The 12,994-nt window shown below is 34.9% G+C and carries 9 protein-coding genes; 1 reads left to right on the top strand and 8 read right to left on the bottom strand.

Translation table 11 applies throughout. The features are described 5' to 3' along the window. Positions 1-57 precede the first annotated feature (57 nt). From KORDIASMS9_RS14275 to KORDIASMS9_RS14245, 7 genes are all read right to left on the bottom strand, one after another. Positions 58-1,323 carry an O-antigen ligase gene (locus KORDIASMS9_RS14275; protein ID WP_205317994.1) on the bottom strand — a complete coding sequence of 422 codons (1,266 nt, stop codon included), beginning with the start codon at positions 1,321-1,323 and terminating at the stop codon, positions 58-60. 373 nt (positions 1,324-1,696) lie between these two features. After that, positions 1,697-3,715, bottom strand: a complete 2,019-nt coding sequence (locus tag KORDIASMS9_RS14270) for a fibronectin type III domain-containing protein (RefSeq protein ID WP_114903486.1) — start codon at positions 3,713-3,715, stop codon at positions 1,697-1,699. Positions 3,716-4,317: 602 nt separating this feature from the next. Next, positions 4,318-5,256 (bottom strand): carbohydrate kinase family protein, encoded by a 939-nt coding sequence (locus KORDIASMS9_RS14265; protein WP_240321186.1) that lies wholly within the window; start codon positions 5,254-5,256, stop codon positions 4,318-4,320. Beyond that, positions 5,256-6,431: a glycoside hydrolase 100 family protein gene (locus KORDIASMS9_RS14260; RefSeq protein WP_114903485.1), complete on the bottom strand. Its 1,176-nt coding sequence runs from the start codon at positions 6,429-6,431 to the stop codon at positions 5,256-5,258. Before KORDIASMS9_RS14260 ends, KORDIASMS9_RS14265 begins: the two co-directional genes overlap by 1 nt. Beyond that, on the bottom strand, positions 6,428-7,744 hold the full coding sequence (locus KORDIASMS9_RS14255) for an MFS transporter (RefSeq protein ID WP_114903484.1): 1,317 nt from the start codon (positions 7,742-7,744) through the stop codon (positions 6,428-6,430). Before KORDIASMS9_RS14255 ends, KORDIASMS9_RS14260 begins: the two co-directional genes overlap by 4 nt. Before the next feature lies 1 nt (position 7,745). Then, the gene (locus KORDIASMS9_RS14250; RefSeq protein ID WP_114903483.1) at positions 7,746-8,099 is read right to left on the bottom strand and encodes a glutaredoxin family protein; all 354 of its coding nucleotides are present in this window, start codon (positions 8,097-8,099) and stop codon (positions 7,746-7,748) included. A gap of 87 nt (positions 8,100-8,186) precedes the next feature. After that, positions 8,187-10,805: a TonB-dependent receptor gene (locus KORDIASMS9_RS14245; protein WP_114903482.1), complete on the bottom strand. Its 2,619-nt coding sequence runs from the start codon at positions 10,803-10,805 to the stop codon at positions 8,187-8,189. A 159-nt stretch (positions 10,806-10,964) separates the two neighbouring features. Between KORDIASMS9_RS14245 and KORDIASMS9_RS14240 the strand changes: the two genes are divergently transcribed. Beyond that, the gene (locus KORDIASMS9_RS14240) at positions 10,965-11,984 is read left to right on the top strand and encodes a LacI family DNA-binding transcriptional regulator (protein WP_114903481.1); all 1,020 of its coding nucleotides are present in this window, start codon (positions 10,965-10,967) and stop codon (positions 11,982-11,984) included. A gap of 325 nt (positions 11,985-12,309) precedes the next feature. On the opposite strand, the gene KORDIASMS9_RS14235 is transcribed toward KORDIASMS9_RS14240, so the two are convergent. After that, the gene (locus tag KORDIASMS9_RS14235; protein ID WP_114903480.1) at positions 12,310-12,987 is read right to left on the bottom strand and encodes a hypothetical protein; all 678 of its coding nucleotides are present in this window, start codon (positions 12,985-12,987) and stop codon (positions 12,310-12,312) included. Positions 12,988-12,994 lie beyond the last annotated feature (7 nt).

The following is a 12,994-nucleotide window of genomic DNA, read 5'->3' as shown; positions in this document are numbered from 1 at the left end:
GAAAAATGTTTAATTTCAGTTAATCTAGGTACTACTTCTATTGTTAAGATCATATTTTCATTCATAAAAGGCATACTTTTTAAGGATTCCATTAATTTCTTTTCTCATGATGTCAGTTTGGTCATTATCGACTCTTAATTGCATCTTTTTATAAAAATTTACTAACTCATCTACCTTATTTTTTTTCTTTAAATGATCGTTGATTAAAAGTTGTTTGTAAATGGGCATTAAGGTAAAAGGTCGTACCACATGCGATTTTTCATAATAGGTAACAGCTTCTTCATATGCTCCCAAATGCTCAAAAACTTCACCTGTTAATAAGAGCATGTTATAAGAAAGACACTTATCATGTAAGTATAAAAATATACGTTTTGCGTTTTTGGAATCTTTACTTATATATTCTTTTGCTACCCAATATTTAATTTCATTATTTTTAAAAGCATGTTTTGTGAGTTTAGAATCAAGTAAATTATTTAAAGAAACTCCTTTTTGTACATTTTCAAACAAAACATATTTTGGGTAATAATACACAGCACTTAATGCAATAAACAAGAAAATTGTGATCAACTTTAGTGCACTAGCATTTGTAAATAGTGTGTTTTTAGGAAGAATATTTAGTTTGAATACCTTCTCTTTTGTTCCAATTTCAATGTAAAACAGCAGTAAAAAGAAGAAACTAGCAGGCATAAACAAAGGGTAACTAGTAAGCAGCATTAAGTGTATGATGAGAAAACAAACGGCATACAATCCTTTTTTTCTTTTTAATAAAATATAGAATATATAGAGGTTAAGTGCTACGAACAAACCAAAGGGAATGATTCCATATTGAATGAGTATTTGTAAATAATCATTAAAAGCAACATTGTATACTTCACCAATTAGTTGACTCATTTCACGTGCATTATGATTGATAATCGTATGATTATACCAATTGGTAAACGGATTGTAATCAAAGAACTTTACGGTATCTAAATGATCTAAAATAAAGGTATTGATGTGCATTCTACCTGTAATAGATATCTGTTTAGTAAGTAAAAGCGGAATTAATCCTGATACGAAAATGACAATGCTTATCACTCTAAAACGTACTGTTTTATAATGTGTGAAAATTTTAAAAAGCAACAAACTACAAGTTGCAATAAAACCCAAACGTGATTTTATAATGATGAATACAACTGTAAAAATAAGCAAGACAATTGTGGTAGCTAGATTGATTTTTTCTCTCTTTAAAATCGACACACAAATAATTAACAGTGAAGCATTTACATAGAATCCGTTTAGGGTAGAAACACCATTAATCTGAATGTAAAAAACAGATTTCAATAGCAATATTGCAGCGATTGGAATCAATAATAGCAACAAAAGATTTGCACTTATTTTTTTGCAAATGAGTATTGAAAAAAATAGAAATAGTGAAATTCCTAGTATATCAGTATATTGATTTACATATAGTAAAAGTAACGAAACTCCAAATGAAATATAAAGAAATATGTTTTCAGTTGTACTATATCTAGTGCTTTTTACAAAGCATAAAAAAACACACAACAAACCAATAATAAAGTATGAAATATTGACTGTGTTCCAAAGTGGATTCAGCACTATAAAAAATGAAAGCACAATACACAGTATGATATTTGTGAAATTAGTATGAACTATAGATTGTGCTTTCATTGTATACTTTTAAGTTGTTAGTACGTTAGTTTGTAATTCGTATAACAATATTTGAGCCTTGCAACCCGTAATTTCTATTAATTTCTTCCCAAAAGAATAAATCGAAAGATCCCATTGATAAGGTTCTATCTGGATAATCAAACGTAACATCGGTTGTTTTCTTAGCGCCAATATCAAGTCCTACATCAAACACATCTTTTTTTCCAATTTTAAACGTTCCTTTTGCTTCAACTTCCTTTGATACTGTAGAGGTTTCTGTGACAATTTCTCCTGTATCTGTTTCTGAAATATTTACAAAAAGTACTTTGTTATAATAATCTCCATACCAATTGTTTATCAATGTTATTGGTGTTGAGTTTTGAATTAAAAGAATGTTTGCTGCATATGGAATTTGATGCGCATAGATAGGGTTTGATACTGATGGAACATAATCATTACCAAAAGGTATAATAATCTGAAAATAATCAAACGGTGGAGGAAGGCTAATAAGCTCAGCAAGTTTTGGTGTTAAACCAACTAAGGCTTCTGATGTTTTAGTTCCTGAGTCTTCATCTGTTGCAATAGTTGAAGCCACAAAGATTTCTGGATTTCCTAATTCTGGTAATTCAAACACCGTAATATCTGGAATATTTATTTCGCTAATTCGTACGCGATCGCCACTACTTCTCCATGCAGGATACACAACGTCGTATACTGGTAACGAAAAATTGGCTCCTAATTTGTTTCGAATTCTAAAATGTTGACGATTTCCTTTCCAACTGTTCGGATGTCCTTCCGAATGACTTACTGTGAGAAGATCCGGTATGTCTTCAATATTTGACCAAGAGTTGTTAGATCCATCTACGGATACTTCAATTTTATATCCTGTAGATTGATAACTTTCTGGTGGACTCCAAAAATAGTCGATAGTTCCTTCGTTAAAGTTTCTCGTTTCAAAATTAGCAACAGGGTCTACAATTAAACTAGCATCTGTAGCTACCGTTATAGAATTTGTCCACTCTGAACGACAGTAATCTTCTGGTGAGCCAAAAGGGAACTTTCGCATTCTAACACTTCGTACTCTGTAAATATAGGTTGTACTTGGAGTTAAATCAGTATCTGTTACAAGGTATTGACTGCTTGTATATCCACAAGAATAAATAGGAAATAGTTTTATTTCACCAGTTACTGGATTGCGTCGCTCAAGAACATACCGATTCCAAGTTCCTGCTTCTTCCAAATCGCCATTCCATGTAATTTGTATAAAACCATCTTGCATGGTTACCGTAAAATTAGTCGGTACACTTGGCGTATCACATGGACCGTCTGGTTCAGGAATGTCGTCTACGTCACAAACTTGTGATGGTGTTAAAAATCCTAAAGGACCTACTGGACCCGATGGATCAAAGAAAAATGGGTTATCGTGATGCATAAGTGAATTCCCTTGACTGTCGTGTCGTTCACTAATTTGTACCGTTAAAAAAACTTCATTTATGACTTCTACTCTAGTTGAAGAACTGTCATATCCAAAAAGATGGTTCCCAACTCTGTGATTGCCATCGACAAAAACAACTTTATCTAATGTCAATTGATCTGGAGTAATCGAAGAAGCTACGGAAGATGCGTCAGTCGGAGAAGAAATATTATTTCGTACCGCTACAATAACATTTGGCATGATCCGCGAGTTTGACAATAAATACTCTTTTGCATCTTTGAGGGAAATTTTTTCCATTCGAGATAATTCTGATGCAAATGCATCCATACCTGTCGCTCTCCCATCGTCAACTTTAGCTTGGAAAAGGTCGGTTACTAACATTTCAGTTTTTCCTTTCTTCTTTTCAGAATTTGCTCCTAACACTTCGGAAAGCGTTTTCTTGTCTTTCAGTAAACTAGTTAACACATTGGTCAACCTATTTCCGTAATCCAAATACTTCTTAGAAATATCTGCGTTGTCGCTTCTTCCTGATTTCTCAAGAGATGAGCCCAGTAAAATTTCTTCTTCTTGGCATCCTTGTATGATCAAAGAGAAAGCTAATAGCAATACATACAAATGGCTTTTTTTCATAATTTTAATTTAAAATGTTATTCCTTACTTAATTTGTAAATAGGCTTCAGGTTTTGCCTATATGAATCGATTCATTAGTAAGTGTTCACATAAAAGTTTTGTTACCCAAAAAAATGTCATGATTTCTAAATACACTACGATTCAAAACTTTCTAATGATGAAAATGATTTTCTAGTACTATCAACAGGTTAAAAAGAGTAGTTATGTGAGTGTATACGGATAGAATTTTACAATTCAAGTACTTAGAAAAGCTAAGCTACACATTTGATGCTACTTGATGACGATGTAAATATTTTCAGCGACTAAATCGCTTAATACAGGCAGTCCTAGCCAAAAACAGTATTTTTTTTAAAAATAAAAAAGTCCTTAAAACGACATAACTCATTCATTTTAAAAAAAGTTATGTGATGGATGAAAAACTGAGTTCACTTCGTCTATACTCAGTATAAACTTCTGTCCCTACATTTCAAATTACAAAGAAAGTTTTAAACACAAAAACTCGCTTATACCAATACTGATTGTCAATGATTTGAAAAATAAAGAGTATAAAAAAACTATCAATTTCTATCAAAATCAAAACGCTTAAACAATGCGCTATGCGTCTATTTTTTCAATAATTCAGAGAGTATATTGATGTTATTAGGCAACCTACCTACATTTTGAAGTTTTAAAGCTGCAAGTTGCAAGGCAATACGCAAACACTTTTGAATTGAATTTTCTTTTAAATATGCAAATAAAAATCCTGACCAAAAAGCATCGCCTGCGCCAGTAGCATCCATTATTTTATTAATTTTTATGGCTGGCATTACAATAAGTTCTTTATTCCTTTGAGAAAGCTTTACACCATTTTTTCCGAGGGTTAAACATACTATATCAACGCCTGAGTTATGAAAAAAAGTAAATACTTCATCATGAGAAGTTTCTTTACCAAACAACCGAGCAATGTCGTCTTCGCTAATTTTTACTAATGGATTGTAGCTGCAATATTTGGTCAAAATTTCCAGTGCATTTTCTTTATCTTTCCAAATTTTTTCAGAATAGTTAATGTCAATACTTAACTTACCACCCAAATCATAAACTTCTTTTGCTTTGTTAATGATGGTTGTCTGTGCAGGATTTTTACTCAATGCAAAACACGTAGTGTGGAATATTTTCGCTTGTTGTAATAAACGTGTAGGAATTTGATCTTCCGTAATTAAAAAATCGGCACTTCTGTACGGAATAAAATCAGGTGTTTCTTTAGATCGAGATACGAAGATTACGGAAGTTGGATGTTCCGTTATTTGTTTTACATATGCAATCTGAATGTTCATTTCTTGCAATCGTTCCAACACGTAACTTCCCAATCCGTCCGCGCCAATCGTAGCAACTAGGGTTGATTTTAGTCCTAAACGCGCCGTATTCATCACAACATTGGTAGGCGATCCACCTAAGTATCTGTGATAATCACGCGTATTGTTGATCAAAACATCATCTTGATGTCCAATGAAATCAATCAACGCTTCTCCTATGCAGAGTATGTCTATATTTTTTTGTGTGATCAAACTAATAATCTTTTTCCGTTAATGTATTGTTCTAACAATAATTCTCCTGCAGCACTCCAAGTACATTGCGGCACTCCGATCGCTTTTCCCGTTTTCGTGTTGAAATTTTCATAAAACCCATCATTTTCTTCCGCATTTAAGCGTTGTATGGCTTTTAATACGTGCTTTGGGTTTTCCACATAGTTTTGACTTACCAAACTCATTCCATAAAAACCATTGATCATTTGCCACGTTCCGCCATTATGAAATTCGTATGGATGATTTCGAAACTCATATTTACAATTATTCACAAGCAATTTCCAATCGTCATCCGCTTCTTTTATTGGTTTCCAAAACGCAGGCAGCAATTGTAATGGCAAACTTTCTCGCAAGGTTTCTGTATAATTTGTCAATCGTTTTTGAAATGTAGAATCGCCCAATTTTAGTAACTGTGCGATGGAGTTTCCAAACGCATCAAACATGGTCTGATATCCTGACGGATTCACTGAAGCCATCCAATACGAAGTCGCAGAGAGTTTTTGATAGGCTTTTGGATGAAATGGTGTTTGATAATCGTTTTTTCTGTAGTTTCCTTCTAATTTTTCTGTGATGCAATCTATTTTGGATTGATAGCTTGCTGATGGACGTAATTTTTGCACACATCGCAACGCCCATAAACGCAACACTTGATCGTAAAATGTATGTCCTTCCGTAATGTATTCGTCTGCCCAATTTCCTGATCGTGGCACGTATAGCAAATCGTTGTTGTTAAATTCCCATGCTTCAAGCAGTTGCAAGCCTTTTTCTATGTTGGGAAATACTTCTGATAGAAAATCATCATCATTCTGCATCCAACAATAATTACACACACCAATGATGAACCAAGAAATGGTATCGACTCTACCTGCCAATCCGCCAAAACTTAGTTCAACTTCGTTTGTTTCTTTAAAATATACATTCGAAGGAATTTGTCCCAACGCATGTTGATAATTTGCCAGCGTTTGTAGCGTTTTCTTGAACGTTTCTATCAATTCTTCATCTCCATCTAACAAAGCTGCCAATCCACAAATAACGCCATCACGCGCCCAAATACGTTTGTAATTCGTAATATTTTCGGCACTCGCCAAAAAGCCTCTTTCCGAACGCGCTTTAAAGAGTAATTTTTTCGCTTGTATGTTAGATGAATTCATCATTCCGTAGCAAGGTTAGATTTTGCTTTGTTTTTGATTAATAACGTACAGAACACACTAATGATGAGCAAAACACCTGCAAACGTAATCGCATTTCGCGGATCGTTTCCTAGAAAGTTTTCTAACACATAGCCAAAAGATACCGTTTGAAGAATCATTGGAATGACAATCATCATGTTTATGATTCCCATATACACGCCATAACGTTCTTTTGGAATGTCGTGAACCACCATTAAATATGGAATTCCCATGATACTTGCCCAACCAATTCCAAATCCAGTAATGGCAAAGAATAATAGGTTTTTATCGCCAATGTGCGGAAATATTAAAAATCCGATCGCAGCAAGCAATAAACAGCTTGCATGTACCATTTTTGGACTGTATTTTTTGGCAAAACCTACCAAGGCAAATGCTACTAAGAACGTCACTGCATTGTACCAACCGTTTACCAAACCTGTCCAACTCGCGGCTTGTTCATACGCTTCAGGATTGCTTTTTGGTGTGGCATTCCAAACCGAAAGTGCAATACTTTTAGAGGAATTTTGCCAATAACAAAACAGAGCATACCATTGAAATAGATATACTAACGCCAATTGCCACATTACTTTTGGCATATCGCCAATGGCTTCATATATTTCTATAAACGGTTGAAATACACTTCGTTTTTCACTTTTTAATTTTGCCAATTCTTCTTCCGTTGGTGGAATTTCGGACGTTGTTTTCATCGTCCAAAGTATAGAACCAATGGAACAGATAGCACCTAAAAAGAACGACGCATATACCCACGTTGGTAATGCACCTGTGGTTCCAATAAAAATCATTGGGAATATGAACAGTGATACGTTTGATAATACTTGTCCCAAACCTGTAAAAAAGCTTTGCATTTGAAAGCCTGTAGGTTGTTGTTCGGCATCGAGTTTATCGGCAATAAAGGCACGATACGGCTCCATAGCGGTATTGTTTCCTACGTCTAAAATCCAGAGTAAACCTGCTGCCATCCACAACGAACTACTGAATGGGAATGCTAACAAACAGATACTACATATCATTGCACCAATAAAGAAATATGGTTTTCTTCTTCCAAATTTTGGATGCCAAGTTTTGTCGCTCAACGCACCAATAATAGGTTGTACTAACAAGCCTGTTACAGGTCCTGCTAAATGTAGTATTGGAATTTCTGACGGATCGGCTCCTAAAAAGTCATAGATGGGAGTTACGGCACTTTGTTGCAATCCGAAACTGTATTGAATTCCGAAGAATCCAATATTCATATTCCAAATTTGCCAAAAACTTAGCTTGGGTTTCTTAAACGTCATGCTATTGTATTATTTTTTCAAGAAATGCTTCAAAAGGTTCGCTATTGGTAAAAATTTCTCCGTTTTTATCTATTACGGGTAAACTCAAATTTGAAACTGGTATGTTTGCCTTGCGGAGTTTTTGTAACATTTCTTGTAGTTTTTCATTGTTCACATCTACATCAAAGTACGTAAAAGTTACCTTTTTATCTTTTAGAAATTGTTTAGTGTCTACACAAAAATGACAGGTATCACTTCCATATACAATAATAGTTTTTGTGATTTTGTGTTTGCTTTCATCACTCTTAACAATATCTTTTACAGTATTTGCATACGCAAAAGTGATACAAACTATAGTAAAAAGTAGGTTTTTCATGTGATGCGTATTTGATGAGAAAAAGAGCCAATATCGATTGACATCAACTCTTTTAAACTAATTAAAAAACTTATGGTATTCAAATAATTAAAACTTGTATTGTAATGTAAGAGAGATCGATCTTCCTGGAAGTGGTCTTGCTCTTACAATATTTGTTTGTCCTTCAACAATACTTCCTTCTTCTGATTCTGTGATTCCCAAAGAGTCAAAAATATTATTTGCCGCTAAGTTTACGTTTAGTGATTTTGTGATTCCTACATTGATAAAGCTGTTTACAATTAAGAATCCTGGCATTACCAATTCGTTATTGTCCTGTGCAAAAGCTTTTGATTGTCCAATGAAACTCAATCCAACAGAGTTTTGACGTTCTTTCCCAAAATCATACGCTGGAATGATGTTGTAGATGAAATCTGGTTGTCTTCTTGGTGTGTTTCCTGCGTTGTCACCGGAATCAACTTCTGCATCTGTCCAAGTTACGGCTCCGCGTAAACTGAAATCATCAAATCTGTAGAAACCTTCTACTTCTATACCCAATGATTTGTAATCGTTTTCTATGATCGTATTGGTTGAAGCTTCAAATCCGCCTTCTTCTTCAGTTTTTGCGTAGAATGCTGTTGCGTAAATAGCTCCGTTTTCAAAACCGCGCTTGTATCCTATTTCTGCCTGATTGATGAAATCTAAAGCGTTGATACGATCGCCGTTTAAATAGTCTAATCCTGAGAATAAGATACGATCGGCTTTGGCAGAAGCACCACGACTGTAACGTCCGAAAACAGCTTGTGTGTCGTTTAATTTATAGTTTAAACCTAAGGAATACGAAACATAGTCGTAATCATAATCGACCGCAGTAGGATTTGCATTGTCAATGGTAGAAACACTTTGTTCTGGTGCGGAAATAACTCCATCGTTGTTGACATCAAAAACCGTTTGTACACTGTTTGTGAATGATCCTGAAACGCGTCCACTATCATAACGTAAACTTGCATCTACGGTAAAATTTTCAGAAGCTTCCAACGTTACATTTACATAAGGAGCTGAAACATTGTATTGCGTGTCATAGTTACGCTGACAGCAATTCCCCCAAAAAGGAACACCATACGCGTACAATCCGTTTTCACTCAATGGTGCGTTGGTTGCATCAAATACATCAATTAAACGTGCATTGTCATCATTTACCTCTTGCAAATACGAGTTCCACAACCACGACATTGAAATGTCTTGAATCGATTTAAAGTATCCAACCGTTACGTCGACATTGTCAAACGATTTTGAAAGTTTTAAATCGTTCATAAAGTTATTGAAGTTGTCCAATTCTACATCAAACATGTGAATTCTTGCTACGAGACTGTTTCCTGCTACGGCAGATCCGTCCGTGAATTGCAATGTTGAACCCGTTCCAAAAGAATCAGCTATCGCAGAAGCCGAAGCAACTTCCGCTGGAAAAGGCGATACAAACGCTCCTCGATTTGAAGAGAAACGCCCATTATTAGCAACTTTCCAGTCGTCTCCTAAGTCAAAATTTGCTTGAATTCCTACCGAAGTAGAGATTGGATTCATTCCATTGGTTACATCGCCACGACGACGTTGCCCATCTGCTCCTAAGCTCAATGTTTGTGTTAAATTTGCGCTGTGTAATGAACCTCTAGTAGCGTCAAAATTAGGTGCATTGCTCCAATCTGGATCGCTATTGGTTCCTGTTACTTGGATTGGCATTGGCAAATATGCTGCTGCTCTATCGTTTAGGTATTTTGCATACACACGAACCGAACCATTTTCAAACTCTTTTGTTAGACTCATTTTTAATTGTCCTCCATTGTTTGCTGTAAATCCAGTTTCTCTAATGCCTTCTCCTGCACGGTAAAATCCGCCAGTATGTAAATACAATCCTTCTCCTATTTGTGTTCCGTAATCGAAATCGGTTCTAAACGAATTAAAGTCAACTCCGAACGTTGTTCCGATAGCACCACCTTCATTTTTTCCAGTTTTACTAATGATGTTGATGATACCACCTGGACCGTTGGATGTTAGTGTTGAGGCCGATCCACCACGAATGGCTTCTATTCTTTTTACATTATAATCGAAACGCGTAAAAATATCTGCGGTTCCGAAAGCGATGTCTCCAAATAATAATACTGGCAAACCATCTTCTTGCAATTGTACATATTTAGATCCTCCAGATGAGATTGGCACACCACGTACGGCAATGTTTGCGTTTCCTTCTCCACCTGAAGATTCTGCTCGTATCCCAGGAATGGTTCTAAAAATTTCTGCTGTGGTTCTCGGTGCCGATTGTTTTATCGTTGCAGGTTGCATACTAGTTACCGAGATACTTGATTCAATTTTTGAGCGCGGATTTACCACACCTGTAATAATTACTTGGTCTAGTGACTCTGTATCTTCCGCCATGGTAATTTTTAAAATCACTTCGCTTCCTGCTACTGTTACAGATTGCGTGTACGTTGCATATCCGATAGAAGAAGCTTTTAAGGTGTACGAACCATCTTCTACATTGGTGATGGTAAATTTTCCATCAAAATCTGAAACTGCGCCTTTAGTTGTTCCGTCTAGCACAACATTTACGCCAGGAATTGGCATTCCTTTTTGGTCATTAACAGTACCTGAAATGTTGGTTTGAGCAAATGACACCGTTGCTATAAAAAACAGCAAAAATGTACAAAGTCTCTTTAAGTTAGTATCGTTTTTCATTGTATTATTAATAGTTTTTGGGATTAATTTTTCACTAAATTATATTTCTAGGCATATGTTTTTGCATTTTTTTCATCGAAAACGTTTTCGATTTTACCGAAAACGTTTTCGATTTCGTAATTTGTACTTTCTTTAAATAAAAAAGTTACATTCGTTTTTATGAAACCAGTTACCTTAAAAGATATTGCTGAACATTTAGGGATTTCAGTTACGACCGTTTCAAAAGCTTTGAAAGATTATCCAGATGTCAGTAAAAAGACAAAAGCCTTGGTCAAGGAGTTGGCAACAACCTTGAATTATAAACCGAATGCTTTTGCAGTGAATTTACGAACGGAAACGTCCAATACGATTGGATTGATTATTCCCGAAATTGTACATCATTTTTTTTCGAATGTGATTAAAGGCATTGTGAGTCAGGCTGAGAAAAAAGGCTATCTGGTGATTATTTTACAATCGAACGAATCGTACGAACTTGAAAAGAAGCAAATAGATTTGTTGATGAATAAGCGTGTAGACGGCATTTTGATTTCGTTAGCAAACGGCACGGCAGATTTTAAACATTTAAACGATGTGATAGATCAAGGAAAACCGTTGGTAATGTTTGATAAGATTGCCAAGCTGGTGAATTGTTCGAAAGTGATTATTGACGATCGAAAAGCGGCGTATATGGCAACACAACACTTAATTGATACAGGTTGCCAACGTATTGCACATTTTAGAGGTCCGTTGTTACCACAGAATTCAATTGATCGTTTTTTAGGCTATAAGAAAGCTTTGGAAGACAATGGAATGACGTATGATCCTTCGTTGGTGTATATTTTTGACCACATGACCTTTGAAGTTGGAGAAATGTTTGCGCAAAAAATATTGAGAGAACATCCTGATGTGGACGGAATTTTTGTAAATACCGATTTGGTTGCCATTGGCGCTATTACGGAGTTTAATAGAAAAGGTGTTAATATTCCTGAAGATATTTCTATTGTAGGATTTAGCAATTGGTTTATGTCCTCAGCCATTACGCCTTCGTTAACTACTATAGATCAACCAGGGGTTGAAATGGGTAAAATGGCATTTAAACAATTATACAAAGAACTAAAAGCTAAGAAAAAGAAAAAGGATCGCATTCCTAAAATTATTGAGTTGGAAACGAGTTTGGTGAAGCGTAATTCTACGAAATGATTTTCTTTTGAGCTTTTTTACTTACTACGTACCTTCAATTTGTGATGTAATACCAATTTACACATAAAATGATGTTTATAAGCTCGTTCATTTGCAGTTTAGTTCTTTGCGAATACTTTCCGTAGCTACGGCTATGCAAATCATTCACAGCATTCTATACTGCCAAAGTAACTTCGCTTCTTAAATCGCATCTTATAGTAAAATTGGTATTATATAAGTCTGAGATTCGTTTTTTTAAGTGTTTTTATGTGCTGATTTTTACTTTTCACTTAGCTCAAGTTATAGCTATTCCATTACGGTAAGCTCCAAACGTAGTATTTTTTAATTAATTATAAAGCTGATCTGTAGAATATGATAATTTTATGTCTTTAGAAATTTCATCTGCATAGGTAAAAACCAGTACGGTTCTATTTGTATTTTCTCGCAAAGGCAAAACACGATGTACCGACATTCCTGCATGCATAAAGTAACTATCGCCTGTTTTTATAGCATCTATAATTGATTTTTTGGTTCCTAAATCATCTAAGTTTGTTGAGTACGGAACAAATTCTAATTCTCCTCCTCCATCTTCTGTAGGCGCTTCCAAACATGTTATTAAAACAAACGGATAGGTATCTATATGACCTCCATGTACATCATTTTTTTTGTGTAGTTTATGAATTGCGTGTCTGTCTGAAATGTCGGGCGTAATGTATAACTTAACTCCCGACAGTTCTTCAAGGAATTCAATAAGTGACTCGTTGTTATATAATTCTGTTATAAATTTAGATTCTTCTTGAATTACATGCCCTGAGACTGTACTAATTTTTCTAGGAGAATTGTTCGTTTCTTCCATTTGAAAGTCTTTTCGCTTTGCATGCGATTCCAGTAATGTGTTTGACTCTTTTAACAAGGATGAAAATGTTTCTTTCATAAAAAAAGAAGTAAACTTTATATATCCTATTTTTTTAAAGTCTTGCTTTTTTCTTTCAAAGTCTGTGATGTCTTGAAATACTTTTTCCATTGTTTTT

The organism is Kordia sp. SMS9, assembly GCF_003352465.1.
GTDB lineage: Bacteria > Bacteroidota > Bacteroidia > Flavobacteriales > Flavobacteriaceae > Kordia.
Note: the sequence above shows the minus strand (reverse complement) of the source record. Positions and strands in the feature narration are given on the sequence as shown.